The sequence below is a fragment of the Pseudomonas sp. Z1-14 genome, assembly GCF_051132005.1.
Lineage (GTDB): Bacteria > Pseudomonadota > Gammaproteobacteria > Pseudomonadales > Pseudomonadaceae > Aquipseudomonas.
Genome location: NZ_CP071646.1, coordinates 2,798,533 through 2,825,392, shown reverse-complemented (window position 1 = coordinate 2,825,392; position 26,860 = coordinate 2,798,533). Strand labels below are relative to the sequence as shown.

25 protein-coding genes are annotated in these 26,860 nt (G+C 60.5%); 10 read left to right on the top strand and 15 right to left on the bottom strand.

The features are described 5' to 3' along the window. Positions 1-83: 83 nt before the first annotated feature. A complete protein-coding gene (locus J3P89_RS12820; protein WP_434697758.1) occupies positions 84-1,010 on the bottom strand; it encodes a 2-hydroxyacid dehydrogenase in 927 nt (308 codons plus the stop codon). Between the two features lie 286 nt (positions 1,011-1,296). Between J3P89_RS12820 and gabT the strand changes: the two genes are divergently transcribed. From gabT to J3P89_RS12805, 3 genes are all read left to right on the top strand, one after another. Beyond that, positions 1,297-2,589 carry a 4-aminobutyrate--2-oxoglutarate transaminase gene (gabT, locus tag J3P89_RS12815; RefSeq protein WP_434697757.1) on the top strand — a complete coding sequence of 431 codons (1,293 nt, stop codon included), beginning with the start codon at positions 1,297-1,299 and terminating at the stop codon, positions 2,587-2,589. Between the two features lie 87 nt (positions 2,590-2,676). Beyond that, the gene (locus tag J3P89_RS12810) at positions 2,677-3,333 is read left to right on the top strand and encodes a 2-haloalkanoic acid dehalogenase (RefSeq protein ID WP_434697756.1); all 657 of its coding nucleotides are present in this window, start codon (positions 2,677-2,679) and stop codon (positions 3,331-3,333) included. A 46-nt stretch (positions 3,334-3,379) separates the two neighbouring features. After that, the gene (locus tag J3P89_RS12805) at positions 3,380-3,868 is read left to right on the top strand and encodes an Lrp/AsnC family transcriptional regulator (protein ID WP_434623723.1); all 489 of its coding nucleotides are present in this window, start codon (positions 3,380-3,382) and stop codon (positions 3,866-3,868) included. A gap of 123 nt (positions 3,869-3,991) precedes the next feature. Here the strand turns inward: J3P89_RS12805 and J3P89_RS12800 are convergent, their stop codons facing one another. Next, a complete protein-coding gene (locus J3P89_RS12800; RefSeq protein WP_434697755.1) occupies positions 3,992-4,747 on the bottom strand; it encodes an SDR family NAD(P)-dependent oxidoreductase in 756 nt (251 codons plus the stop codon). A 202-nt stretch (positions 4,748-4,949) separates the two neighbouring features. Here J3P89_RS12800 and J3P89_RS12795 point away from each other — a divergent pair, with 202 nt between their 5' ends. After that, the gene (locus J3P89_RS12795) at positions 4,950-5,870 is read left to right on the top strand and encodes a LysR family transcriptional regulator (protein ID WP_434697754.1); all 921 of its coding nucleotides are present in this window, start codon (positions 4,950-4,952) and stop codon (positions 5,868-5,870) included. Here the strand turns inward: J3P89_RS12795 and J3P89_RS12790 are convergent. Continuing rightward, on the bottom strand, positions 5,864-6,469 hold the full coding sequence (locus J3P89_RS12790) for a TetR/AcrR family transcriptional regulator (protein WP_434697753.1): 606 nt from the start codon (positions 6,467-6,469) through the stop codon (positions 5,864-5,866). The two genes, J3P89_RS12795 and J3P89_RS12790, sit on opposite strands and share 7 nt — an antisense overlap. 158 nt (positions 6,470-6,627) lie before the next feature. Between J3P89_RS12790 and J3P89_RS12785 the strand changes: the two genes are divergently transcribed. The 5 genes from J3P89_RS12785 to J3P89_RS12765 all read left to right on the top strand — a co-directional run bounded on the left by J3P89_RS12785 (position 6,628) and on the right by J3P89_RS12765 (position 12,996). Beyond that, complete coding sequence (locus J3P89_RS12785; protein ID WP_434697752.1) at positions 6,628-7,794, top strand: ATP-NAD kinase family protein; 1,167 nt, start codon at positions 6,628-6,630, stop codon at positions 7,792-7,794. A 32-nt stretch (positions 7,795-7,826) separates the two neighbouring features. After that, a complete protein-coding gene (gene gcvPA / locus J3P89_RS12780; protein ID WP_434697751.1) occupies positions 7,827-9,230 on the top strand; it encodes an aminomethyl-transferring glycine dehydrogenase subunit GcvPA in 1,404 nt (467 codons plus the stop codon). Continuing rightward, entirely contained in the window at positions 9,227-10,783 is a 1,557-nt protein-coding gene (gene gcvPB / locus J3P89_RS12775; protein WP_434697750.1) for an aminomethyl-transferring glycine dehydrogenase subunit GcvPB, read from the top strand. Before gcvPA ends, gcvPB begins: the two co-directional genes overlap by 4 nt. 133 nt (positions 10,784-10,916) lie before the next feature. Next, the gene (locus tag J3P89_RS12770) at positions 10,917-12,539 is read left to right on the top strand and encodes an acyl-CoA synthetase (RefSeq protein ID WP_434697749.1); all 1,623 of its coding nucleotides are present in this window, start codon (positions 10,917-10,919) and stop codon (positions 12,537-12,539) included. Positions 12,540-12,564: 25 nt separating this feature from the next. After that, on the top strand, positions 12,565-12,996 hold the full coding sequence (locus J3P89_RS12765) for a DUF1810 domain-containing protein (protein WP_434697748.1): 432 nt from the start codon (positions 12,565-12,567) through the stop codon (positions 12,994-12,996). 37 nt (positions 12,997-13,033) lie between these two features. On the opposite strand, the gene J3P89_RS12760 is transcribed toward J3P89_RS12765, so the two are convergent. The 7 genes from J3P89_RS12760 to J3P89_RS12730 form a co-directional block, all read right to left on the bottom strand. Then, on the bottom strand, positions 13,034-14,257 hold the full coding sequence (locus J3P89_RS12760; protein ID WP_434697747.1) for an MFS transporter: 1,224 nt from the start codon (positions 14,255-14,257) through the stop codon (positions 13,034-13,036). A 48-nt stretch (positions 14,258-14,305) separates the two neighbouring features. Further along, complete coding sequence (locus tag J3P89_RS12755) at positions 14,306-14,692, bottom strand: ectoine synthase (protein ID WP_305501143.1); 387 nt, start codon at positions 14,690-14,692, stop codon at positions 14,306-14,308. 32 nt (positions 14,693-14,724) lie between these two features. Further along, positions 14,725-15,906: a hypothetical protein gene (locus J3P89_RS12750; RefSeq protein WP_434697746.1), complete on the bottom strand. Its 1,182-nt coding sequence runs from the start codon at positions 15,904-15,906 to the stop codon at positions 14,725-14,727. After that, complete coding sequence (locus tag J3P89_RS12745) at positions 15,899-16,927, bottom strand: class I SAM-dependent methyltransferase (protein ID WP_434697745.1); 1,029 nt, start codon at positions 16,925-16,927, stop codon at positions 15,899-15,901. The genes J3P89_RS12750 and J3P89_RS12745 overlap by 8 nt, the downstream gene beginning before the upstream one ends. Before the next feature lie 18 nt (positions 16,928-16,945). Beyond that, entirely contained in the window at positions 16,946-18,487 is a 1,542-nt protein-coding gene (locus J3P89_RS12740) for a class I adenylate-forming enzyme family protein (RefSeq protein WP_434697744.1), read from the bottom strand. Between the two features lie 35 nt (positions 18,488-18,522). Then, on the bottom strand, positions 18,523-19,203 hold the full coding sequence (locus J3P89_RS12735; protein WP_434697743.1) for a class I SAM-dependent methyltransferase: 681 nt from the start codon (positions 19,201-19,203) through the stop codon (positions 18,523-18,525). 336 nt (positions 19,204-19,539) lie between these two features. Continuing rightward, the gene (locus J3P89_RS12730; RefSeq protein WP_434697742.1) at positions 19,540-20,154 is read right to left on the bottom strand and encodes a TetR/AcrR family transcriptional regulator; all 615 of its coding nucleotides are present in this window, start codon (positions 20,152-20,154) and stop codon (positions 19,540-19,542) included. Between the two features lie 111 nt (positions 20,155-20,265). Between J3P89_RS12730 and J3P89_RS12725 the strand changes: the two genes are divergently transcribed. Continuing rightward, positions 20,266-21,267 carry an NAD(P)-dependent oxidoreductase gene (locus J3P89_RS12725; protein WP_434697741.1) on the top strand — a complete coding sequence of 334 codons (1,002 nt, stop codon included), beginning with the start codon at positions 20,266-20,268 and terminating at the stop codon, positions 21,265-21,267. A 28-nt stretch (positions 21,268-21,295) separates the two neighbouring features. On the opposite strand, the gene J3P89_RS12720 is transcribed toward J3P89_RS12725, so the two are convergent. The 5 genes from J3P89_RS12720 to J3P89_RS12700 are packed head-to-tail and all read right to left on the bottom strand — an operon-like array spanning position 21,296 to position 26,855. Further along, a complete protein-coding gene (locus tag J3P89_RS12720; protein ID WP_434697983.1) occupies positions 21,296-22,543 on the bottom strand; it encodes a TIGR02270 family protein in 1,248 nt (415 codons plus the stop codon). A gap of 33 nt (positions 22,544-22,576) precedes the next feature. Then, entirely contained in the window at positions 22,577-23,500 is a 924-nt protein-coding gene (locus J3P89_RS12715) for a hypothetical protein (protein WP_434697740.1), read from the bottom strand. 18 nt (positions 23,501-23,518) lie between these two features. Further along, a complete protein-coding gene (locus J3P89_RS12710; protein ID WP_434697739.1) occupies positions 23,519-24,706 on the bottom strand; it encodes a PAAR-like domain-containing protein in 1,188 nt (395 codons plus the stop codon). Beyond that, positions 24,706-25,746, bottom strand: a complete 1,041-nt coding sequence (locus J3P89_RS12705; protein WP_434697738.1) for a hypothetical protein — start codon at positions 25,744-25,746, stop codon at positions 24,706-24,708. Before J3P89_RS12705 ends, J3P89_RS12710 begins: the two co-directional genes overlap by 1 nt. Continuing rightward, positions 25,743-26,855: a DUF2169 family type VI secretion system accessory protein gene (locus J3P89_RS12700; protein ID WP_434697737.1), complete on the bottom strand. Its 1,113-nt coding sequence runs from the start codon at positions 26,853-26,855 to the stop codon at positions 25,743-25,745. Before J3P89_RS12700 ends, J3P89_RS12705 begins: the two co-directional genes overlap by 4 nt. Positions 26,856-26,860 lie beyond the last annotated feature (5 nt).

Sequence of the window (26,860 nt, the reverse complement as noted above, 5' to 3'; positions counted from 1 at the left end):
TGCTCAAATCGACAGCAGGCCCAGCAGCAAATATCAGCGGATTTTTCGCCGGTGCTTTTCGTAGCTCTGTGAGCAAGCACCGCTCAATAACATCGCTGGCGGTCAACCTGGCCGAGCATCGATTCACCGCGCTGATGCCGACGGATGTTGTCCAGCAACACGCCGAAGGCACTTTCGGGTTGAGTCATCGCAGCGATATGCGGCGTCAGCAGTATCTGCGGATGCTGCCAGAACGGGTGATCCGGCGCTGCCGGCTCCTGTTGCAGGACGTCGAGCACCGCCGCACTGAGTTGGCCGCTGGCCAGGGCCTCGAGCAGATCCTCTTCTATCAGGTGGCCACCGCGGCCCATGTTGACCAGGGCAGCACCCTCGGGCAGATGTCTGAATAACTGACGGTTGAGAATCCCTTGGGTCTGCTCGGTCAATGGCAGGACGCAAATCACGATGTCGCATTGGCCGAGGAAGGCCGGGAGCTGTTCGTCACCGGCAAAGCAATTCACCCCGGCGATGTGATGCTCGCTGCGTGCCCAACCTGACAAGGCGAAGCCAAAGGTCTGCAAGGTGGCCAGAATCTGCTGGGCCTGCATACCGAGCCCCATGACCCCGACCCGACGCTGGGCCGCCGGTTGCAGCAAGTGCGCCTGCCAGCATCGGGCAATCTGTTGCTGGCGATAACGGAGCATATCCCGGTGCAGGCTGAGCACGGCGAAGCTGGCGTATTCGCACATGCCCCGGGTGATGCCGGGATCGAGGAGACGGACCACCGGCAGGGAGGTGGGCAAGCGATCAAGATCAAGCTGATCGACCCCGGCCGACAAGGCGAACAGCACCTGCAGGTTCGGCAAGAGTGTTTCGAGCTCATCCGGCGCCTGCCAGGCGGCGAGGAAGCGAATGTCCTTCGGATCGCCGATGTCCGGCCAGGCGCGCCATTCGATGTCCGGAGCGTGCTCGGCGAATAGACGTTTCCATTGTTCACCGCGTACCGGGTCGGCTTTATACAACAGGGCCATGGGTCACTTCTCGTACAAGATAGGGAACATCCAGCATGCCCGAGTGGCAAAGCAGGATGTATCGAAACAGCCTGCGTAATCACCGGACACTGCTTTGTACAGGGCTTCTGCCGGCAGATTCCATGGGGCTGGAGTCGGCTGAAGGATTCTGCTGTTTGCCGGGGTGAAAACAGTCGATCCGAATTTCCCAGAGGCCAAGTTCGGCTTAGACAATTGTGTCGAACGCTTAACCTGTGGAACACATCGCAGCCGTTTCCCGGTTGCCTGGTTCACTGTGGGAGATGCCATGAACAGTAAAGTCGAAGAAACCCCGAGCCTGCTCCTTCAACGCGATCAATTCGTGCCACGAGGGTTGGTCACCGCGCATCCGCTGGTCATCGACCGGGCCCAGGGGGCAGAGGTGTGGGACGTGGACGGGGCGCGCTATCTGGACTTCGTCGGCGGCATCGGCGTGTTGAACATCGGTCATAATCACCCGAAGGTGATCGCGGCGGTGCAGGCTCAATTGCAGAAGGTCAGCCACGCGTGTTTCCAAGTGGTGGCCTACAAACCGTACATCGATCTGGTCAAGCGCCTGTGTGCCTTGGTGGGTGGGCAGCAAGCCTGCAAGGCGGCGCTGTTCACTTCCGGCGCGGAAGCGGTGGAGAACGCGGTGAAGATCGCCCGCGCGCATACCAATCGTCCCGCCGTCATTGCCTTCCGGGGCGGTTTCCATGGGCGTACCTTACTGGGTACGACGCTGACGGGCATGAGCCAGCCCTACAAGCAGAACTTCGGACCTCTGGCGCCGGAGGTCTTCCATACGCCATACCCGAATGCCTATCGCGGTTTCAGCAGTGAGATGGCGTTGCAGGCACTCAACGAATTGCTGGCGACCCAAGTCGCGCCGGATCGGGTCGCGGCGATTATCATCGAGCCGGTGCAGGGCGATGGAGGCTTCCTCAGCGCTCCACCAGAATTTCTCCAGGCGCTGCGAGCCTTGACCGAACAGCACGGCATCGTGCTCATCCTCGATGAAATCCAGACCGGTTTCGGTCGTACCGGCAAATGGTTCGGTTTTCAGCACGCCGGCATCCAGCCGGACCTGGTCACCGTCGCCAAGAGCCTGGCCGGTGGGCTGCCCATCTCGGGCGTGGTGGGGCGGGCGCACATCATGGACGCGCCACTGCCCGGCGGCCTTGGCGGCACCTACGGCGGTAACGCCCTGGCGTGCGCCGCGGCATTGGCGGTGATCGAGGCTTATGAGCAGGAGCATCTGCTCGAGCGTGGCCTGGTCCTGGGGGAGCGGCTGCGTCAGGGCCTGCTGCGCTTGCAGGCCCGCCACCCGCGCATCGGTGATGTGCGCGGCACCGGCTTCATGCTGGCAATCGAATTGATCAAGGATGATCAAGCCCGCAGCCCGGATGCCGAGCTCACCCAGCGCCTGATCGATCAGGCAAGGATTGGCGGGCTGCTGGTGATCAAATGCGGGGTGTACCGAAATGTCCTGCGCTTCCTCGCTCCCCTGGTCACCGAAGAAAGTCAGATCGACGAAGCACTGGCCATCCTTGAAGCCGCATTGCAGCGGGTAATGGATTAGTCTCAGGTCTCGGTCGGCAAGTTGGCGATTTTGTCGACCGAGGCAGCCAGGCATAAGGATTGATAAACGCACCATGGGAGGCGACACATGCACCTGACTGATTATCGTGCGCTGCTGATCGATTGCGACGAAGTCCTGGTCGATCGGGATTCCGGTGTCTGGACGGCCCTGCAACCCTTGCTCGAAAACCGTCCGGGCATGCCCGGCAAGGAACAGGTATTGGCGGAATTCGACGAGGCGGTACGCGGGCTCTATCCACGTTTTTCCGATCTCGGCTTCAGCGGCTTGTTGTGTTTTGCCCATCGCCAGTTGGCGGAGCGCCTGGGGCTCAAGGTCAGCTGGGAAGAGGGCATGAGCTTTGCCCGTTCGGCCTGCAACTGGTCGCTGTTCGAGGACGCACCGGGTGCCATGTTGTATCTGCGCAAATTCTACCGGTTATTGGTTTACTGCGATCGTGATGCCGAGGATCGCGACCAGCTCTGCGAGCGCTTGGGAATTCCACCCGAGAACCTGCATTCGCGAGCCAGCAATCCACTGGAGGATGAGGCATGGTTGCTGCAGAACCAACTCGAGCCTGCAACGATCATGCAAGTGTCCAGACCGCCCGCACAACCGCCAAAATCGGCTGGCCTGTGCCTGATCCGCCGTGGCCATGAGCCTGAAAATCAAGAATATTCCGCCGATTTCTACATCACCAGCATGGCCGACCTCGTCGCTCAGCATCAGCTATCTTTGCGCCGTTGAATTTGCTAAAACCACTGTCAGCCTGAAGACGACCGAGGGGTACCCGATGGAAGGTTTAATAAAACTAGACCGAATTGATATCAGTATCCTTGTTGAACTTCAAAAGGACGGTCGGATGACCAATGTCAGCCTCGCCGATGCCGTGGGACTGTCCTCCAGCCCTTGTCTGCAGCGGGTCAAGCGCCTCGAATCAGCTGGTTATATCTCCGGGTACAGGGCGCATCTGAACCTCGCAAAGATCACCGACTCGGTCACGGTATTTACCGAAATCACCCTCAGCGACCATAAACGGGAAGACTTCGCCAAGTTTGAATCGAATATTCGTCTGGTCGACGAAGTACTTGAGTGCCACTTGATCAGCGGCGGTTACGATTATCTGGTGCGCTTCATGACGTGCAGCATCCAGCATTATCAGGAAGTGGTCGAAGGGTTGCTGGACAAGAACATCGGTATCTCCAAATACTTCAGTTACATCGTCATCAAATCGCCGGTGCTCAAGGATGGAGTGCCGTTGCGCCGACTACTGCGCCATTAAGCCCACTGCTGACTCCCGTGGGAGCGAGCCTGCTCGCGAAGAGGCCAGTGCATTCAACCTCTCCATCGGCTGCGATAACGCTATCGCGAGCAGGCTCGCTCCCACACTGGGTTTTCTACAAAGTCAGATTGTCTGCCCGCCGGAAACTTCGATGCGCTGCCCGGTAACCCAGCGGTTGTCCTCCGCCAGCAGGCTCGCAACCATTGGCCCGATGTCGTCCGGGACGCCCACCCGGCCAAGGGCAGTCATGCCAGCAAATTGCGCATTCAGATCCGGCATGTCGCGCACTGCGCCGCCCAGGAAGTCCGTGGCAATCGCACCAGGGGCCACCGTATTTACCGTGATCCCACGGCCGCCCAGCTCTCTGGCCATATAGACCGTGAGGGTTTCGATCGCGCCTTTAGCGGCGGCATACGCCGAGAAACCGGGAAAGGAAACACGCGTCAGCCCGGATGAATAGTTGACGATGCGACCGCCATCGATGATCAGTGGCAAGAGCGCCTGCGTCAGGAAAAAAACACCTTTGACGTGCACATTGAACAGCTCATCGAACTGCTCTTCGGTGGTCTCGGCAAACGCCGCCATCGCGCCGTGACCCGCGTTGTTGAGGAGGAAATCGAAGTCGGCTCGACCCCAGCCTTGCTGGAGGGCGCCGGAAAGCGTAGCGACGAATGTGCCGAAGCTGGAAATGTCACTCACATCGAGTTTCAACGCAACGGCTTTGCGCCCGAGCCGTTCGATTTCCCCGACCACGTCCCGGGCCTGGGCCTCGCCGTTACGATAAGTGAGGATTACGTCGTTGCCCTTTTCAGCGATGGCAATAGCGGCATTGCGGCCCAGGCCACGGTTGGCGCCGGTAACGAGTGCAATCTTGTTCATTGGAAAGACCTCTTGGTGAGTTGGAATAACCTGCGATTTCGCGAGCGGCTTTTTGTCGATAGCCGATGAGCATGGCAAACCACGGCGATGGGCTTGCCCCGCGCTGAGGGATTCTGTTATCTGTCGGGCAGACTGTAGGCAAACAGCAGATGCTTTAAAAAGACTTTGTATGTTCCAACCCATACCTTAGAGGTATCGCTCGATGGAGCTGCGTCACCTTCGTTACTTCGTTGCCGTTGCCGAAGAGGGCAACCTGACCTCTGCCGCGACCAAACGTCTTCATACCGCGCAACCATCCCTTAGCCGCCAGCTGCGCGATCTGGAGTTGGAGGTTGGCGCGCAGCTGTTTGTCCGCAAGGCCAGGGGCATCGAACTGACGCCGGCCGGAATAGCGTTCCTGGATCAGGCCAGGCTTGCGCTCAGTCATGCTGAAGAAGCCGTGGCGGCGGCTAGGCGAGCGGCAAGGCCGGCGAAGAAGGTGTTCTCGGTGGGTTTCCTGACGGGGCAGGAGGTGGACTGGCTGCCCAGCGTGACGCGTTTGCTTCGGCATGAGCTGCCCAACATCGAATTCAAGGTCATCAGCTTGCAGTCGCCTTCGTTGGCCGATGCTATTCAACGCGGCGACGTCGACCTTGGCTTTCTGCGCGTCGAGCCGCGACCGGATGTCAGTTATGCGGTTGTCGCGAAAGAGCCATTGCTGGTCATCATGCCGAACGACCATCGCCTGGCCTCGGTGGGCGATGTCGATCCTGCCGAGTTGGCCAGCGAGACGTTCATCGGCTGTTCGGAGATTCCCCATGTACTACGCGATGTCATCGCGCAGTATTTCGCCAGTTGCAACGTGCAGGTCAACGCATCCTACTGGCTGGACGACTACGGCACCGGGATCTCCCTGATCAGCTCCACGCGGGGCGTTGCCATCCTGCCAGCCTACGTGGAGCCGCTGCTGCCCTGGACGATCGTCAGCAGGCCGCTCAAGGGAAACCAGCCTGGCATCGACCTGGCGGTGGGGTACCGGACCGATAATCCATCACCCATCCTGAAAACGTTTCTTGAGAGCATCGATCAGATCAGGGCCGCGGGGCCGGCAGGCAATCGGCGCAGGGCGGACGCCGGTTACTGATCCACCAAATGGCTGTTCAGCCGCAATCCGCAAGCCAATGCCTGGAAACTCTCGATGGCTTTTTCGCAGGCCGCCAGCGGATCCTCGGCATGCGCAATCCACAAGGACGCGCCGAGCAAGGCCCCCATGATCAGGCGCGCGGTCGCTTCAGGATTGACGCTGCGGATCGTGCCTTCATCGATCAGCTTTTCCAGGCTGCCCTGGGTGCTGCGGATGCAAGCATTCTGGCTCGGCCATTGTGACGGATCGCCCAGCACCGCCGGCCCGTCGAGGAACACGATGCGCTGGATTTCCGGTTCCAGGGACATCTTGATGTAGGCGATCGATTCATCGATAAAACCGTCCCATGTCGTGTTCGCTTCGTCGATGATCACCGACAGACGCTCCATCATCTCGTCGTCAATCTGGGCAATAACAGCCTGCAGCAAGCCCTTCTTGTCACCAAAGTGGTGGTACAGCGCACCACGAGTGAGACCCGCCTGAGCGGTCAAATCGTCCATCGAACTGTCCGCGTACCCTTTCGCGGCGAAAGCTTCTCGCGCTGCCTTGATCAGCTTGCCGCGGGTCTGCGCAATCATGTCCGCACGCTTCTGCGCCATTAATCGTGTTCCTTCTGAAAATTTAACATTCGCGGCGTATGTGAATTGACATACGCTGCGTATGTCGTATTGTGTTTGACATACGAGGCGTATGCAATTGCCTGGAAAATTGCTTTCTCCGCCTACGGAGGCCGCTGATGAGCACAGGATACCGATCAATGCGTGAGCAGCGTGACTGCGATGTTTCATTTCATGACCCATTCCCTGGGAAAACGCTTGGGTTTATCGTCAACCCTATCGCCGGCATGGGCGGCCCCGTGGGTTTGAAGGGCACCGACGGAGTCGAGGTCTTGCTTGAAGCAAAACGCCGCGGGGCGCGTCCGGTTTCAAGCGAGAGGGCTTTGCTTGCGCTTCGGCGCCTGGCAACTTCGACGGCGCCATTTCGGCTGCTGACCGGCTCTGGCGAGCTGGGTGAAGATGTCGCACGGGCCGCCGGCCTCGACCCGATCGTCGTGTACTCGTCTGTGCCCGGATCGAGTCGCCCTGATGACACACGGAGCGCGGCGTTGGTCATGGCTTACGCAGCGGTTGACCTGTTGCTGTTCGCCGGTGGTGATGGCACTGCGCGGGATGTGCTGGGCATGGTCGGTGATCGCGTGCCCATCCTGGGAATCCCGACGGGTGTGAAGATGTATTCCGCAGTGTTTGGTACCAATCCGCAGAACGCCGGGAATCTTGCGGCACGCTTCGTTGCGGCAGAACCCTCGGTGCGTTTCCGCGAGGCCGAGGTGATGGACATCGATGAGGCTGCGATGCGCAGCGACCGGGTGTCGACACGGCTTTACGGCTACGCACGCAGCCCGCACGAGCGCCACCTGACGCAAAACGCCAAGGCCGGTTCCCCCGCCAACGAGAACATGTCCCTCGACGCGGTGTCCCGGCAGGTTGTCAGGGAGATGCAACCCGGCTGCCTGTACCTGCTGGGTCCCGGCACGACGACACGGCGGGTCATGGCCGAGCTCGGCTTGCCTTCGACGCTGCTCGGGGTGGACGCGGTGATGGACGGCGCGCTGGTGGGTGCCGACCTCAATGAACACCAGTTGATCCGCCTGATGGAGGGCCATGAGACCCGCGTCATCGTCGGCGTTCTCGGCGGTCATGGCAGTTTGTTCGGTCGTGGCAATCAGCAGATCAGCGCCGAAGTCATCCGCCGGGCAGGGCGCGACCACATCATCGTCGTCGCCTCGATGGACAAGCTGCTTGCCCTTGATGCCGGCTGCCTGCGCGTCGACACCGGAGACGCCGAAGTCGACGCCATGCTCAGCGGATATCTGCGCGTGCACACGGGTCCTGACCGGTCCGTCTTCTTCAGGGTTCGATCCTGATCATTTGCCACCTGAAAAACGAGGATACCCCCATGAGTCATCATGTCGCCCACCCCTATATGGCGAACTCCGTTCCTGCGCTCAAGCAGGAGATGCTCGATTCGATTGGTGTCGACAGCATCGAGGCGTTGTTCCAACAGATACCCGAGGAACATCGACTGCAACGTCCGATTGATTTACCGCCGGCTCTCAATGAGAGCGAGCTGCGTCGGCACCTGGTCAGCACGTTGTCGAAGAACCGGACCTGCGAGCAGAACCTGAATTTCCTCGGTGCCGGCTGTTGGCAACATCACGTTCCGGCGGCGTGCGACGAGGTAGTGCGCCGCAACGAGTGGCTGACTTCGGTTTTTGGCGAGCCGAGTTCCGACCACGGCCGTAACCAGGCCTGGTTCGAGTTCTGCAGCCAGCTCGGCGAACTGCTGAACATGGACCTGGTCGGCCTGCCGGTGCGCAGTTGGGGTTGCGCCGCGGGCCATGCCATTCGCATGGCAACCCGCATTACCGGGCGCAGCGAAGTGGCGGTGGTACGTGCGATTGACCCGGAGCGGTTGTCGATCATCCGCAACTATTGCGAACCCGTGGAGATGCCCGGGCACATCGCTGTGCGATTGATCGACTACGACCCGAAAACCGGTTTGCTCGATCTCGAACACCTGCGCGCGTCGATCGGGGCGCAAACGGCCGCTGTCTATTTCGAGACGCCGTCGTACTTCGGCGTGATCGAGCGGCAAGGTGCCGAGATCGCGGCGATGGCCCATGCTGTCGGCGCGGAGGTCATTGTCGGCGTCGATCCGATTTCCCTGGGTGTGCTCGCCGCACCGATTGATTTTGGTGCCGACATCGTCGTGGGCACCACCCAGCCGCTTGGCGTGCACATGAACTGTGGCGGTGGTGTCAGCGGTTTCATTGCCTCGCGTGACGAAGAACTGTACGCCCATCAATACCCGACGTTGTTTATCAGCATCGCCGAAACCATCCAGCCTGGCGAATACGGTTTTGGCCTGAGCCTGTTCGAACAATCGTCCTACGGCCTGCGTGACAAGGGTAACGACTGGACCGGCCACTCGGTGTACATGTGGGCCATCGCCAACGCCGTCTACATGGCGATGATGGGGCCGAAGGGTTTTGAGGATGTCGGCAAGCTCATCCTGCAACGTGCTCACTACGCAGCCAGGCTGCTGGCTGAAATTCCAGGCGTGGAAGTGACCTTTCGCTCCGGCTTCTTCAAGGAGTTCGTGGTGAATTTCGACGCCACCGGGCTGAGGGTGAAGGACATCAACAAGCGGCTGCTCGCACTCGGGATCTTCGGGGGCAAAGACCTGACGCAAGACTTCCCGGCACTCGGCGCCAGCGCGCTGTACTGCGTCACCGAGATTCACACCCAGGCCGACATCCAGCGCCTGAGCGCTGCACTCAAGAAGGTAATCGCGCAATGAACACGCCACTCAAGCAATACCATGCTCCGGTCTGGAGCGAGCCGGTGATCCTCGAAATGGGCTACCCCGGCCGTCGTGGGGTGATTTTTTCCGACGCCGAGGCTGACGTCCAGGCGGCTGTCGGCCACGCCGATGATCTGGTTCCGGCGAACATGCGACGCACGCGCAAACCGGCGCTGCCGGAGATGTCCGAACCCGAGGTGCTGTATCACTACCTGCGCCTGTCGCAGCAGACCCTGGGTATGATGAATATCAGCCTGTTCGGCACCTGCACCATGAAGTACAACGCCCAGATCAACGAGGCGATGGCCTGGCGCCCGGAAATCACCCATGTGCATCCCCATCAGGACGAAGATACCCTGCAAGGCGCGTTGCAAGTGGTGCATGGCATGGACCTGATACTGCGCGAGTTGTCCGGGATGGATCAGTTCGTTTTCCAGGCCGGCGGCGGTGCCGACGCCGCGTACACCAGCTGCGCCGTGACCCGTGCCTATCACGCGTCCCGTGGCGAACTGGAGCAGCGCAATGAAATCATCACCACGATCCAGACTCACCCGAGCAGTGCCGCGACTGCCGCAGCCGCAGGGTTCAAGGTCATCACTTTGATGATCGAGGAGAACGGCTACCCATCGCTTGAATCCCTCAAGGCCGCCGTGTCCCATCGCACGGCGGCGCTGATGGTGAACAATCCCGACGACATGGGCGTATATAACCCGCACATCCGCGAGTGGGTGCAGGTGGTGCATGACGCGGGTGGCTTGTGTTTCTACGACCACGCCAATTTCAACGGCGCCATGACCAGGATTCGTGCGCGAGAGCTGGGTTTCGATGCGTGCATGTTCATGTTGCACAAGACCTTTGGCGCACCGAAAAGTGGAGTAGGGGGGCCTGCGGTGGGGGCCTATGGTTGTTCGGCAGAACTTGCGCCGTTCCTGCCGGCGCCGCTGGTGGCCTTCGACGGCGAGCGCTACAGCCTTGATTTCGATCGTCCGCAAAGTTGCGGCAAGATCCGCGAGTTCTGGGGCAACGTCCCGGTGATTCTCAAAGCTTACGCCTGGTCCCGTGCCATGGGCGCGAAGGGGATGGCAGAGGCAGCGGATATCTCGGTGCTGGCCAACAACTACATGGAAAAAGGCCTGTTGGCGATACGCGGCGTGACCCGCTCGCATCCTGAGGCCACGAGCCCGCGCATGGAGATGACACGCTACAGCCTGGAGCGACTCAAGGAGGACACCGGAGTCGATGTCCACGACGTGCAGAACCGCATGAGCGATTTCGGCATTGACCCGATGTGGAGCAGCCATCACCCCTGGCTGGTGCCGGAACCTTTCACGCCCGAGCCGGGCGAGATGTACGGCAAGGAGGCCCTGGACACCTGGATCGCAGTGCTCGCCCACATATCCGAAGAGGCCTATTCGAACCCGGAGATCGTCAAGACTTCGCCGCATAACCAGGCGATCCACCGGTTGCAGAGCGCACCGCTGGAGGACTCGGCACACTGGGCGATGACCTGGCGCGCATACTTGCGCAAGCACCCGCGGCAGACTGCTTGAGCTAGCGTTTGGCGAAGTACCGGCCCCATGATCAAGCGGGCCGTTTTTTTAAACCTGAACAGAGCTAACAATCAGCCATCGGAGCTTTCCAGCACAGCAAGACAGGCTGGCAGGTTCCCTACAGGATAACCTCATGTCGATTTTCGAAACGGGCCTGGCGCCCTCGGCCGTCAATCATATCGCCCTGTCGCCGTTGAGCTTCATTGAGCGTACGGCCTCGGTGTACGGCGAACATCCCGCCGTGATCCACGGCTCCATCCGGCGCAACTGGCAGCAGACTTATGCGCGTTGCCGACGCCTGGCCGGTGCGTTGAGCGCACGAGGTATTGGCAAAGGCGATACGGTGGCGGTCATGCTGCCCAATATCCCGGCCATGCTCGAAGCCCACTTTGGCGTGCCGATGATTGGCGCGGTCCTCAATACCCTGAATGTCCGTCTGGACGCGCGGGCCATTGCCTTCATGCTCGAACACGGCGAAGCCAAGGTGCTGATTGCCGATCGGGAATTCCACGCCGTTATTGATGAAGCCTTGGGCTTGCTGTCGCGGCCGCTGCTGGTGATCGATGTGAACGACCCGGAGTACGGCGAAGGCTGCGCGGTCAGCCCTCTGGACTATGAAGCCTTCCTCGCTGAAGGCGATCCACAGTTCGTCTGGCACTGGCCAGACGACGAATGGCAAGCCATCTCGCTCAACTACACATCCGGCACCACGGGTAACCCAAAAGGGGTCATCTACCACCACCGCGGTGCCTATCTCAATTCATTGGGTAACCAGATGACCTGGGCCATGGGGCATCATCCGGTGTATCTGTGGACATTGCCGATGTTTCATTGCAACGGCTGGTGCTATCCGTGGACCGTCACCGCGCTGGCCGGGACGCACGTGTTCCTGCGTCGGGTCGATCCGCAGAAGATTCTGGCGCTGATAAACCAGTATCAGGTCACTCACTTGTGCGCCGCACCGATTGTCCTCAATGGTCTGGCCAACCTGCCTGACGCGACCAGGCTCACCCTTGACCACCCGGTTGACGCCATGTTGGCCGGCGCGGCACCACCGGCCAAGGTCATCGGTGCGGTCGAGGCGATGGGTATCAAGGTCACTCATGTCTATGGCTTGACCGAGGTGTACGGTCCGGTGACTGTTTGTGCCTGGCATGCGCAATGGGACGAGCGGCCGCTGGACGAGCGGGCGCGGATCAAGGCGCGCCAGGGCGTGCGCTATCCGACCCTGGAAGGGCTGATGGTTGCCGATCCGGCAACCCTCGAACCGGTCGCCTCGGACGGTCAGACCATTGGCGAAATCTTCATGCGTGGAAACACGGTCATGAAGGGCTATCTGAAGAACTCCGAAGCGACGCGCGAAGCTTTCGAAGGTGGCTGGTTCCATACCGGCGACCTGGCGGTCCGTCACGCTGACGGCTATATCGAAATCAAGGATCGTCTCAAGGACATCATCATTTCGGGCGGGGAGAACATCTCCACCATCGAGCTCGAAGACGTGCTCTACCGTCACCCGGCGATACTCGAGGCGGCAGTGGTCGCCCGACCGGACGAGAAATGGGGTGAAACCCCTTGTGCCTTCGTCCATCTAAAGGACGAACATCAAGGCATTCGGGAAGCCGACATCATCCTGTTCTGCCGAGAGCATCTGGCCGGCTTCAAGGTGCCCAGGACCGTGGTATTCAGCGAGTTGCCGAAGACCTCGACAGGCAAGATCCAGAAGTATCTGTTGCGCGAATGGGTCAAGGCGCTCTGAAAAAAAGGGGTAGAGGAGAAGAATCATGGGCGACATCTACAACCTGTCCCGTTTCGTCGAGGCCCAGAACCCGGTGTTCGATCGAGTCATGGACGAGTTACGCGCAGGCCGCAAGACGAGCCACTGGATGTGGTTCATCTTTCCTCAGTTGCAGGGCCTCGGGCGTTCCGAAATGGCCGCGCGCTTCGCCATCTCCGGCATTGCCGAGGCCCGTGCTTACGTTCAGCACGACGTGCTCGGCCCGCGACTGGAGGGTTGTGTGGAAACAGTTCTGCTGCATCACGGGAAGAGTGCCGGGCAGATCTTTGGCTCGCCCGACGACCTCAAGTTTCGTTCCTGCCTGACATTGTTCAGGAGCGTCCAACCGGGATCGTCCCGGTTCCAACAGGCGCTAGACCGGTTTTATTCGGGCGAGCCGGATCGCAATACACTGCTACTGCTTGAGCAACCGAGGTGACGTGGCGAGACGACCTGCCGCGGGTTGTCCAGCCATTTCACTTGCCGATTTCCTGCTCCGCCAGAATCGAGGCGGTGAGGGGGCTTCGGGCCTTGGCAAACCACCACCACGCCGCGGCTCCCAGGAGCGTCGCCAGCACGGCCAAAATCAGGATCACCGGTTGCGTGCCCAAGGGCGCCGCCAGCAACGCTACCAACAAACCGGCCAACGGCTGCGAAAGGTTGTTGAGCAAAGTGATCACGCCCACCGTCTTGCCGAAATCCTTGGGTGGAATCACCTGTTGCCGGATCGTGCGCATGTAGACGTTGAACATCTTGTCGAAGCCGACAATCAACAGGAAGCCCACGACGTAGCCGACCAGGTTCGGGCTCAGGGCACTGATGAAGCCTCCCGCGGCGATCATCGAATAGCCGACGCCCCCCGAGACGCGCAGAGGCAGGGCGACCCGGGCGAGGAAGAACAGGATCACGATCGTTGTCACCGCGCCAGCCGCCTGAAGGCCCGCGTAGTCGTCCTTGCCGGCGCTGTACTCGCCAAGCACCATTGCCGCCGAGGTCGCCAAAGTGACGCCCACGACCAGGTTGACGCCTACCGCCAGGGTGATGATTTTCTTCAGCTCCGCCAGGTTACGGATATGCCCGAAGGCAATCCGCAGCGGCTGCAACCAGATGTCCTGATGCTGCTCGAAAACCTCAAGCGTGATACGGCTGAGGCGTTGCCAGACCAGCATGCTCAGATCGGCCAGCAGGAACAACCCGGCGATCCACAGCACCACCCAATGCCAGGCCCACACTTCCAGCATCAGGGCCGCCACCAATGGCCCGAGCACCAGCCCGGTCTGGTCGGCGATCTGCGAGTAAGACAAGGTCTTGGTGTAGCTGTAGTGCTGGAAGATGTGCGGCATCAGCACTTCGCGCGCCATGATGCCTTGCGTCGTCAGCACCCCGCACACCGCTGACAGCACGACGACCCAGGCGATGCCACCAAAGACCCCATGCAGCGCCATCGCCAGGACACACAGCAGGGCCCGGTAGACCTGGCTGATATGCAGGATCCTGATGGGCGAATACTTGTCGCACAGGGCGCCACACAACGGAAACGCCAGGAACCGCGGCAGCGACTCGACAAAAAACGCCAGCCCGGCCCAGGATGCGCTGTTGGTCGTCTGGAACACCACCAGCGGCACGATGAACAGCAGGATCTGATCCGCCAGCCGCGACAGAAACAACGAAATGAAAAAAGCGAGGTAATCCTTACGCATGGAAACCTCCTGCGGATAAGCGACGGGGCGTGGCGGCGAAGAAAATCATCAGTAGGCCGACCCTGAACTGTCGTTGAGATTGTGTCGTTCGTCACCGCGCAGTGGCGGATTGAAGACGCTGACCAGGATCAGGTCCTGGTCCTTGCCACCGCGCAGGAAATGCCGGTCATGCTGATCGAGCACGTAGACATCGCCAGGCCGGATCGCAAAGACATTGCCGTGCATGTCTTCGACTTCACCTTCTCCGGCAATGCAATAACAGGCCTCCAGGTGATTGCGGTATTGCAACAGCGACTCTGTACCTGCACGCACGACGGTATGGCATAGCGTAAAGCCCATGGCGTCACGTTCAGTGAGCAAGCGATGACTCGTGCCGGCACCCCACTCGACGAAGTAAGGGGTTTTCTCGACCTCGGATATGTTGCGAATGAACATCGGGGACCTCTTTTGTAGTCGATTGGAACAAATCAGTTCTTTGCAGTGCCGGCAGCGACGGGCCGCAGCAGCGCATCGCCGCTGGCCAGCATCGCCTCGTTCCAGGCAACGTCTCGATGCGCGGCCATGGCCTGGATATCACGCCAGTGGCGCTGGAGCGGGTTGCCGGCGACCAGGGACGACGCACCGAGCCTTTCCACCAGACGGCGCACGGCCTGCACGCACTGGCCCGCCAGATAGGCGCGGTCGCGCTTGAGCTGAAGCAGTTGTCGCGTATCTGGCGGCCGGTCATTCATACCGGCGTCATGCAGTCGGGTGATCAGCGAGTCATACAACAACCCGGCGCTGTACAGCTGTGCTGCCGAGTGCGCGGCCTGCTCGGCGATCCGCGGATCGCTCACCGCCAACGAACCGTTGAGCCCAGTGACAAACGCGCCAAGAGCACCCTCGGCGCACCCCAGCAGCGGACCGATGATCGACGTGGTGAGGTAAGGCACCAGGGGCATGCGATCGATGTAGTCGGCCGCCGGTGCATGCGTGGCCTGCGCAAACACTTCATGCAGCGCGAATACGCGAGCATGCGGCACCAGCAATTGGCGGGTCAGTACGTCATGGGAGCCGGTCGCCGCCATACCACAGCTGTCCCAGCTGTCGAGTCTTTCGACTTCATCGGCGGCGACCAGCACCAGGAAACGTGGGGTGTGAGCCGCGTCCGGGTGGTTGGGGCAGGGGGCGTTGAGCATCAGCCATGTCGCGTTCTCGATCCCTGAACCGAAGCGCCAGCGCCCATCGATCCGCACCCCGGCGGATTCAAAGGTCAGCCGGCTATCGGCACTGACGGAGGCTGAGACGAAGAGCTGTCGTGGGCCATCGGTGTAGAGCTGGTCCGTGCAGGCAGGCGGCAGTCGTCGGGCGATGGCGCCGTGGCCGCCCACCAGCGCGAGCATCCAGCCCGTGGAGGCGCACGCCCGCGCGGCGATCCGCGCGCTTTCCACCAGTGTGGGCCAATGTCCGCTGCTCGTCACCGGCGCGCGCGGCGTCAACAGATCCAGCCAGCCGCCGGCAAACAATTCGTCGAAGGTGCTGTTGCTCAGCCGTCGATTCGCTTCAGCCGTGGCGGCCCGTTCGCGCCAGCCGGGCAAGTGTTCGACGGCCCGCTGACACAGCGAGGGCTGTGCGGCCGGATGGAACGCCTGCTCGGCAAGCTCAAGCATTGTCTTGCCCCCCGGCACTGCGCGGCGTCGCCACGGCGCCCAGGCGCGAGCCTTCGAAACAGAAATTCGCAGGTTGCGCCACCGGGCCCAACAGCCGAACCAATCGCTCGATTTGCTGTGGATCGTCGGAGGCGACGAACTCACAGAAATTACTGCTGTTCCACAACAGATGGACGCACTTGAACCGGGCGCACAGGGCGCTTGTCAATTCTTCGAAGGTAACCTGGCCGTTCTGCATTTGCTCAAGCATCTTCTGGCGTTTCCAGTGGATTTCTTCCTCGCTGAAATAGCGGGTCTTGAATTGCTCATCCTTGACCCGTTCCCTGCGCAGGTATTCCTCCGGGTCCGGGTGGTTAAGCTTTTCAAGGAAAAACACCAGGCCGCCAGGCTTGAGAAATTGCTGGATATGGGCGATCTGGCGGTTACGGTCGCGGCTGTAGAACTGGAACGCGGCCATCTCGTAAATGAAGTCGAAGCCCTGGCTGAAAAGCCTGTATTCGGGTTGCTGCAGCAGGTCCGGTGTCACCTTGAACACCGACTGCGGATAGAACCGCGACAGCGCCGGGTCGGCATACCGGTCGAAGGCAACCTGGTTGGCCCGATTCGGCGATGAGGTGAAACTGCGGATCAGTCCATTGGAATGGCCAGCAACGGCGCGGCCATTACTGCCATCAAAGGCATCCACTTCGAACAGACTGAAGGTCTGGCCTGTTTCTCGGGTATTGGCCTCTGCCAGGCGGGTCAGGGCTACGCCGATCCTGGATAATTCCTCGAGAATGTACGGCACGCTGGCGAGAAAGTGGGAGAACAACGGTCCTGCCCCTTCGATCAGGCGATCGTGGTAATCGAGAACCAGTGGATCCTGGATCTCGGCGCGCAAGTGGCTGCCAAGAGACTGCATGGGTACCTGGCTGGCGCCTGTCGCCAGACTGTGGAAATGCCCGGCGAGCTTGAGCATGGCGCTTTTTTGCAGGTCCCGGTCGAGGTCGGTGTCATCCATGGATTGCGGGGAAGTTTTCATGACATGGCGCTCCTGCTGTCAGATCAGTCCTTTGGTGGTGAACTTGCCCGAATCGGTTTTCGGCAAGGTCTTTAGGAATGCCCACTGGGCCGGGACCATGTGCCAGTCCAGATGCGCCTTGCAGTGATCGAGCAATGCCTGTTCGCTGGTCTGGCCATGATCGGCATCAAGCACGATGCAAGCCTTGGGCACGTGCCCGGCCGACTCGTCGGCAACCGGCACCACGAGCACCTCGGCGACCGCTGGATGCGCGGCCAGGCACTGCTCGATTTCTCGCGGATTGACGTTCCAGATATTGCGCGCGAAGACGTCGTCCTTGCGGGCGACGTAGTAGAGGTAGCCTTCGGCGTCCTGCTTGAACAGGTCCCCGGTGCGATACAGTCGTGAATGGCCGAAGGCATCATGGACGAAGGCGCTGGCATTGGCTTCGGGCATGTTCCAGTACCCGAGCATCAGGTAGTCGCTGGTCACCAGCAACTCGCCTATTTGTCCAGGCTGCTCGATACGCAGGCCCTGTTCGTCTACCAGGTACACGCTGACTCCCGGCAAAGGCTTACCCACCGAGGTCGGTCGTTGGTCGATTTCTTCGGGCGGCAGGTAGCTCACGCGCTTGCACTCGGTGAGCCCGTAGTTGGAAAAAATCCGCACCGCGGGCAGGGCTTCGCGGATCCGCTGGATATGACGACTGTAGAGGGCCTGCCCGCTGCTGGAGATGTAGCGCAAGCCAGGCACGCGCGCCTGCCAGTGCGGGCCCGTATTGGCCAACAGAAAGAACACCGGGGGAAACACATGCATTGCCGTGGCCCCCTCGCGTTCGACCACCGCGAGCACCTCCTCGGCGCTGCTGGCCGGCCGGCTCTCGATGACACTGGTGGCCCCGGCATACAGCGGCATCATCACGTTGTACACCCCGTAGTCGGATGCCAGCGTGGAATAACTGAGGACACGATCATCAGGGCTGTTTTGCAGATACGCAGTCACCCGGCCACAGGCCGCCAACATGATGCGGTGATTGACGAGCACGCCTTTCGGATTGAAGGATGACCCAGAGGTATAAAAGATCGAGGTGGGACGTTCAGGGTCGGCGGACAACGCAGAGGAGGGCGCGGCCTTCTTTCCTCCGAGCGCAGCGACGGCATCGGCAAGTTGCATGACCTTGGGCACCGCAACTTGGGCTCGAACGGTAAGCAGGACCAGTTCCAGGCCAGCCTCGTCAATCAGGCCAGGCAAGTCATCCGTGCAGTCGGTGATCAGTACCCGGGCGCCCGAGTGCTTGAGCTGATGGATCAGCTTGGTACGACTCAAGGTGTGGTGCGTCGCTGCGCTGATCACTCCAGCCTGCAGCAGGCCCAGATAACCTGCGATCAAATCGACGGAAATGGGCGCGTACAGGCCCACCCGGTCACCGGGAGCAATGCCTAGCAGGGGGAGCACCGAGGCAATGTCATCCGCGCGCTGCTGCAGTTGCTGATAGGAAGTCGCTTGCCCGTCGAGGATGATGGCTGGCTTGGACGGGTATTTTTTTGCATTGCTGGCGATAACCTGATGGAAAAGCTGCATGGCTCAATATCCTTTTCAAGCTGAATGTCGCAAAGTCATTTACGTTTTCGCGCACACACCGAGACGTAGGTGCCTTGCCAGGTATAGGGAGCTATTGGCAAGTTTGCCGAATCGCTTAATGGCCAACTTTGCTTATCAAAGAAATGCCGCGACGCATAAATGTCAAAATCACCCAGCCAGGCATCAAATAACCCTTCGCTGTCCTGGACAGACAAGCCCGCTTCCTTGTCCCAGATGAAGGGTTCTCCGCTCGCTTGAAAGTACCGCGACAGGTCCGATAACAGATCAAGGAAAATATATCCGCCAGGCTTTACCGCACCGATAATCTTGGCCATTACCGTCTGAAGTTCATCTTGATTGAAGAAATGCAGAACTTCGGAACAGACCAGTACGTCGTAACCTTCACGCAACGGCTCGTACGTCAGAATATCTGCCTGCTGGAAATACAGATCCTTTAGCCAGGGATTGAGCTTGCGACTCTGTACCGTGCTGTCGACCATGTCCACGCCGCTCAGGCTATAGCCCTTGCGCGCCAGGGCGGTAAGGTTGCGACCGTCTCCGCAGCCGAGTTCAAGGGCATCGCCGGGGCCGTCAGGCAGGGTGGATAAAAACTGTTTGAACTCCTCGCGTAGTTCACCAAATAAAGCACCGTTATTACAGGCGCTGTATTCGCTGTCATACCATTCCTTCAGAACCGAACTGTCTACTATTTTCATGGTTATCCTCTGCCGACGATGATGGGCATTGCACAACAGTCCCTTCAGCGCCACGGCGCCGAATAGAGCGATTAGTTGGGAAACGAGGTATTGAAGGAGAGTAACGGGATAACCGATGGAACTGTACTGAGGAAAACCATCATGAACTCCATTTGATTATTGTTATGGCATCCGCGCCAAATGATGATTGAAGCTGAACCGTAGCGGAGGGAAATATTTCATCGGCTCCATTAGCCTGTCAAGGCGATTCCAGGAATTGGATCCAAGATTTTTGTCACCGTCGAGTGACATAGCTGAGTATCTGTAGGCAATTGCTTATTGCTGGATCATGAACATTTATTCAGGCGGACTCAACACGCCGCGAATCAACGCGGCGAACGCTTCAATCACTTCATCCTGGGCATGTCGCCCCCGCACCAGGGCGCCGGCAAGTGCTTCCCCCGCACCGACCAGACCGGTGCAGCAGCGCTCAAGTTCTGCGCTTGCCAACGTCGCGTGAGGCTCAAGTACGCTCACGAACATCCGTACGCAGTTGTCGAGCAGCTCCTGGAAAACCGCCGCCTTCTCTTCACTGCCGGCCAGGGCTGCGCCGACCGCATGGAATTCGTCGGTGTTGTTTGCTGCGCACTGAATATAGGCGCTGGCCAGGACCTGAGCGGTTTCCTCCGGGCTTCGCGCAGTCCTGCTCATGGCCTCGCGAAAAGCGCGGACCCGCTCGGTATCAATCCATTTGTACAGCTCGATCAACAGCGCCGAGCGGGTGGCGAAATGATCGTACACCACCGGTTTGGACACGCCCGCGCGGACGGCCAGGCGGCCGAGGGTCAAGCTGTCGGCGTTTTCCTCGCGCACGATCAATAACGCAGTGTCCAACAGCTGCCGGCGCCGTTCGGCTTTCGAGAGTCGGCGGGAAGAGGAGTTGCCTGTAGCGGTTTCGATGGTTTTTTGCACGGTGGCGCATCCAGTTCAATAAAACCTACCAATGGTAGGTGACAAGGCGTGAGAGCGTGATAGTTTACCTACTAACAGTAGGTTTTAGTCCAGAAACGAGGAGAACTCACGATGTCACTTGATCCTATCTTGTTCATGGGTGGTTCCGGCGCCATTGGTCACCAGACTGCCCGAGCGCTGCGCGCCGCTCATCCCGACGTACCGCTGTTGATCGGCGGCCGTGACCTTGCCAAGGCTCGGCAGGCCGCTGAGGAAATTGGCGGGGCGCAGGGTGTGGTGATCGATTCCACTGCGGACGATCTGGGACTTGGCGCTCGCCCGGTCAGCGGGGTTGTGGTCTTTTATATGGACCACGCGATGGCAGGATTGCGCTATGCACAAAAGCGCGGGGTGCCGCACCTCAGCATTTCTTCCGGCATTTTCGAGATCGCGCCGGAAATCGCCACGTACATGCACATGCCCGATGCTTCGCCCATAGTCCTGGGCTACGAATGGATGGCGGGCGCGACGACGGTGGCTACATTGAGCTGTGCCCAGGCGTTCAGCCGAGTCCAGGAGATCAGCATCAACGCGCTGGTCGATGAGCAGGACACCGGCGGGCCGACCGTCGCCAGCGACTTTGAACACCTGAACAAAATGTTGCCCGCCGCGCTGACACGACGCGACGGGGTGTTCGTCTGGCGCGAAGCCAAGGACTCCAAGGCCAGCTTCCACGCTGTGGATGGTACGCAGATCGAGGCCTCAGGCTTTTCGTCGATTGATGTCGCCGGCCTGGCCACCGCTACAGGTGCGTCTGATGTTCAATTCAATATTGGCATCGGGGTCAGCTCAACCCGACGCCAGGGCAGGCCGATGTCCACCGAGATCCTCATCGAACTTGCTGGCGAAGACCTCAAGGGCAAACCGCTGCGCACCCGTCATGCCGTCGTCCACCCAGCGGGTACCGCACCGCTGACCGGCCTCAGTGTGGCAATGCTCCTGGAGCGTCTGCTCGGTCTGGACGGCCAGCCATCGACGCCGCCAGGGCTTTATTTCCCTTATCAACTGCTGGACGCCAGCGCGTATCTGCGGCGTCTGGAGCAGGAGGGGGGTGAGCTTCGTCAGTTGCAATGATGTGTCTTGATCAGCATGCCTCCCGGGGTCACGGGGTAATTTTCAAGAGTCTTTGTTGCCGCAACACCGGTGCACTGGTTGGAAAGAGCACTTCATCCGGCCGAAAGCGGGCGAGGCCGCAGGCGGCGGCTACGCGTTGGCGTTGCTGGCCCCGGACGAGTGCTTGCTCAAAGCTGCGTTCGCTGTGGGCCAGCCCCAGCATGTAACGAGTCCCCGCCTGGAATTGTCCGCCATTGGCCTGCCACCAGGCTTCGATTGCCGACGGGGCGGGCCAGGGCAGGTTTTCATCGGGGTCCATGGCGACATTCGAGTCCTCAGGGTCATCGTTCGGCCCTGCCGCGAAGTCCGGTGAGCTGCGCAGCTCCAGGTCGAGCAGCGCCAGGTCGGCGCCGGTGATCAGGCTGAAAGCTTCGCCAGCGACCCGGGCGTAAGGCAGGTCGTTCATCTGCTGGATCAACCACGGGATGCTGACCGGATCGCCCAGCAGTCCCAGGGCCTGGATGCCCAAACGCCTGTCCCTGGGATCCTGCACGCACTGACGTATCCAGGCGATGCTGGGTTCGCGGTCCTGCCAGGCCAACAATACGCAGAGCGCGCGATACTGAAACTCGCCCGGTTGCTCGGCAAATTGACGCAGAGGATCGAGGGCCTGCTGGTCGCCCATCTGGGCGGTGGCCCAATTGGCCCAGAAGCGTGTGGTCGCATCCTCATGCAGACGGTGGGCGCGAATTTCCGACAGCAAGTCCCGACGTCGCAGCTCGCCAGCCGTGCGCGCGGCACGCGCCAGCACGCTTGGGTCAGCCTCGGACAGTCCGGCAAGCAGGGCTGGGCCAGGATCACGGCGATGCATGCCGCAGGCCGCCAGGCCGAGGCGACGGAACAGCGGCTCCGGAGCGGCGAGCATGCGCTCGATCCAGGGCGACAGCCGCTCCCAGTCCAGCCACCCCAGGGCCATCAGATAACCACGCTCGGTTTCTACCGCACTGCGCAGATGCTCGCTGAGCCGCGACAGCACCTTGGCCTCGGCCGCCTCGAAGGCCAGCACCACGCAGGCGAACATCTCGCCGACAGCGTCGGGACCGAGCTGAGCCAGCAGAATCTCCAGGCCGGTTGGCCCGGCGATACGCAAGCCATCGAGGTGAGCGTCGATGCGCTCCTCCAGTTTGCCCAGGTCGTCGAGGTCATAGTGGGGGGCGCGTAATGCGTAGTCGCGCAGGATGGCGAGGAAGGCGGCTTCCTCTACGTGCAGGTCAAGGACGACGGGCAATGTCTTCATCATGCGTCGCCGCCGAGGCTTGGGCGGGTCGGGTCAGTCAATTTGCAGGCACCGTTTCCAGTTTGTACCGTCGAACTCCATCACGTCCTTGGGCCCGATGGACCACATGATCCCGTCGGCTGCACTCAGGTGATAACAGGTGCGCGGTGCGTCATCGCCGAAATCGACGGGAATGAGCTGGCCATCTTCCAGGCGATAGACGAAATGGGTGGAGGACACGTACAACTGACCGTCGAAACACTCCATGCCCCAGAGGTCTTCTTGGGTGCTTTCGTGATCGATCACTTCCCATTGGTCATTGCGCCCACGCAGCAAGGTCCCGAGTTGGCCGCAGGCATAGGCAAAACCGTCCGGCGCACAGCGAACCTTGTAGAGCGCCAGGTTGGTCGGGCTGTTCCGTTGGGTGAAAACGGAGCCGTCGTATTCCCAGATTTCGCCTTCCCAACCGACGGTATAGATTTCCTGCTCGCTGAACCCGTCGATGGATTCGAAGCTGGTGTCGGTGATGGGCGTGTCGCCGACCTGGGCGCTCTGGTCGATGCAACGCCACTGGTCTTCGCCGTCGCGAACGTAGGCTTGGCGGCAGGTGCCTACGGCGTAGGCGCGGCCTTTGGCGATACCACGGATTTCGCGCAGAGGGCCGCGTTTTTTGGGGTCGACTCCGCAGTTTGCGATGGCCTCTTCGTTTATAGCTCCGCCGCCGCTGGCTTCTACCGAACCATCGGTTCCCAGCGCCAGATATCGTTCGGCTGGTGCATGACAGACCGCTCCAGAACAGGCAAGCCAAGGCACTGTACCAGCGCCCCATTTCCCTCGATACAAAGTGAACAGTATCGAGCCTGTGTAGCCCTCACTGATGGAAGCGTCGTTCGTGGTCACCAGGTAACCGAGGTCCGAGTATCGAACGACCCCAGTGCCGATGCTCAGTCCGCTGAAGCGTGGATCACGAGTGTCCATGTTGATCTCCTGATTAACTTAGATGCTGACACGATCATCGAACATCTCGCGTATAGCCTTGTCGCGTTCATGCTGGTCGCTTGTCATCGACGCCCTGGCATTGATCGGTTTCTCATCGCCAGGGTCCTTTGCCTTGTCGTGGTATTTGTTCAACTGCGCTTCCAGGCATTCCTGGGAGCAGTCGGAGTCCGGAAAGGTTTTTTTGGCCGCCTTGGCCCCCGTCTCCGTGGCTTTTGCCCTTGGCCATTCACCTTTTGCATCAGCTTCCTGTAAAGCCACTACCCCACGTCGGGTATGCATCTGACCATGGGTTGCAGTGGTCTGGTTGGGGCCCTCTACGCACATGACCGGAGCCTTGTCGGTCTGGTACTTGCTCCAGCCAGCTTTTGTCGGGTGCTGGTTTCTGGGTTGGCCCGCAAAGGCCGGCCCTTCGGTAAAGGATGCCGAATCGATCAGGTGATCTCCGGTTTGTCCCGGGCAACATCTATTGGGCCTGTACGGGGCGAGAAAACAGCGCAGTGCCTTTTGGCAAGGATCAGCGTTTATGGTCCTGGCCAACGATGAGTACTCGCTCAAGACGCCGGTATGGGCAGCGAGATAAGCCGGATCAGCTTGAAACCCGTCGCCCGCCGTTTTCTTCGCGCTGTTGCGGTCCTTTAGAGCGTTTTTCAGTTTGTCGGTATCCGGGCAGACCACTTTCTTATCGGTATCACAAGCATCATTCACCCGCTTTTTTTCTCCCTCGCATTGGGCCAGGCCCTCGGCCAGTGCCATACGATCGGAATAAGGCCAAGGCACCGTATTCCCAGGCTGAGAAGCATGATTATGGGTAGTCAGGTCCATATGCCGAACAACATTCTTGCCTTCATACTTCACATCCATCGACCAGGACGTGAAATACACCTTGCCCTTGTTCCGGCTGGTGACGATGCCTTTTTTGGGCGCATTTCCAGCCTCGTCTCCATAACTGGTCTTGAAGAAGCTCTTGTCCTTGAGCATCACTTCCTTGCCGCTGATCTTCACCGTTCGACTGCCCTTGGTCGTGTCCTTGGCCATGCCAGTGTTGGGGTAGGGAATGGGCACGCCGAGGGGAGTGGCAGCGGTTTGCGGAGGGGTGAAGCAGACATCCGGGAAACAGGCGATCGACTTGCCGTCGGCCGCCTTGCAGGAAACTTCCATGTTGTTGGCAAAGACTTCGTTGGCCATCAGGCAGCCCTCACAATCCGGTAGCTGAGCAGCGCGGCCGCGCGTTCGCCGGCGTCGTTGCCCAGGTGGCAGAAAATGTTCGGCCCCTCGCCGTAGCCCTTGCGACTGGCGGCCAGGGCCACAGCAAGCATCGCCGGGCCGATGGCGGCACCAACTTCGCCGATGCAATCCGCCGGATGCCAGAGATGGAAGAACTCCTTGCGTACCCGCAGGCTCCGACTCAGGGCCAGGGACGCTTCCTTGAAGTAGTACTGTTCGCCGGAAATATCCGTCAGGCGATAATCCATTTGCTCCAGGCCGCAGCCCGCTTCGTTCAGGGCCGCGCGTACGGCCTGGGTCAGGCCTTCGGCGCGCAGCGGCAGGTCTTCGGATTCCACCGTGGCCTGTTCCAGGCCGAAACCCAGGCCGATGCAGGTTAACTGCGGCGTTTCGCTGGCGACCGGGGCGGCCAGCACCACGGCAGCGGCGCCTTCGCCGGGAATGAAACCGTTGGAGTTCTGGCTGGTGAGCAGGCGCTCCCGCGCTTCGAAGACGGTCAACGTCGCTCCACTCAGGAACGAATCGACGCCGGCAACCAGTACGTGGCGACGACCGCCCTGGTAGATCAGCGAGCGCGCATCGAGCAGGGCCACGGCAGCACTGACCCGTCCCTGGGCAATGACGCTGGAGTCAGGATGAAAGCGCAACCCCAGCTCTGTCTCGATGGCCTGCAACAGCCCCTTATCCAGGCCGCTCAGGCGTCCGGGACGCTCGGCTTCCGCCACGCACAGCAACAGCGGAGTCTTTTCCGGATCGACCCCTGGGGTGCTCTGCAAGGCCTCGGCGATGGCGCGAACGGCCATCTTGATCAGCTTGGTGTGGCCGCGCCAGGGCTGTTCCAAAGGTACGCTGGCGCCAATGATCCATTCGCCGCCGCGGTCGATGAAGCGGGTTTCCTGGAAGTTGTCGATGGCGCAGCGGATCGCCGCGCAGCTGGCCGGTGCGCTGAGGCCAACAGCGCTGACCATCCCCGAACCGATGATGCACAGAGCACTCATCAATCGGTTTCCTCGGGGGCACGCTTGGCTTTGACCAGGGCACCCAGCGACGGGTAGTACTCCTTGCCCAATTCACGGGCGCGCCACCAAGCCGTGGACATCGTCCCGACCAGCACTTGGGCAATCTCGAAGATGTTGCGCCGTAGCGGCCGGGAAATCCGCCAGGTCAGTTGCACCTGGCGGGCGTCGGTGTCAATCAGCAAGGTGTCGATCACCGCCGAGACCGTTTCATGGCCGCCTTTTTTCATAAAAAAAGTCACCGGCACAGCCATTTCGGGTATGCGAAAGCCTGCCCGCTCACGGGAAGTGAGGTTCAGCAACAACACCTCTTCGCCGCCGCGCAGGTAATCGGTTTGCTGGTCTTCAGGCGCTGCCTGGTAATAGCGGTTGTCGAAATCCCCAGGCAGAAACGGAAAGCAGTCGGCCAGCCAGGCGTCGTCGTAAGTACCGGCGAAGCGCGCACGTTGCGGCCAACTGCGACCCATTGGACCGAGGGCCATGGGGCGGAAATCGCCAGAAGGGCTGTCGATCGGCTTGCCCGGTTCCTCGGTGTTCGGCATCGGCCGGCCGACGATGCCGGCGTCATCCCAACTGTCTGGATACCAGCCACAACCGCTCGGGTTGTCCTGGTAGCAATGACGCATGTCGGGGATGTTCTCCATGGCATGAGAACCGCCGAAAGCCTGGGCATAGGAAATAGTCTGCGTGGTGAAAGGCTGCGGTGAGCCGGCATGAATACCTGAGATTCCCAGTTGCCACTGCCGGGGACCGAACACTGAAAAAGCCTTGCTCACCCGACCGACACGAATACCGGCGGTCAACTGCGTCACGGGCCGACCACCCGGTGCATAAGCTTTGCCCGATACCAGCACGTCGCAGAATGGCTTGATCGGGGCGAAGTCCATTTCCTCTCGTGGCGCGCTGAGGCCCGGCTCGCCGAAGAAGGTGTCGGCCATCAGCAGCGGTTGCTGGATGTCTGCGAGGGTCGCGGCACGCCCGTCCAGCGGTAGATCGAAGGTGCCCTTGGCCACGACGACCAGGGATTCGCGGCCGTCGCTCGCCATACCCAGGGTATAGGCAGCCTGCAGTTTGCTGGCGTTGAGCAGTTCCATTAGGC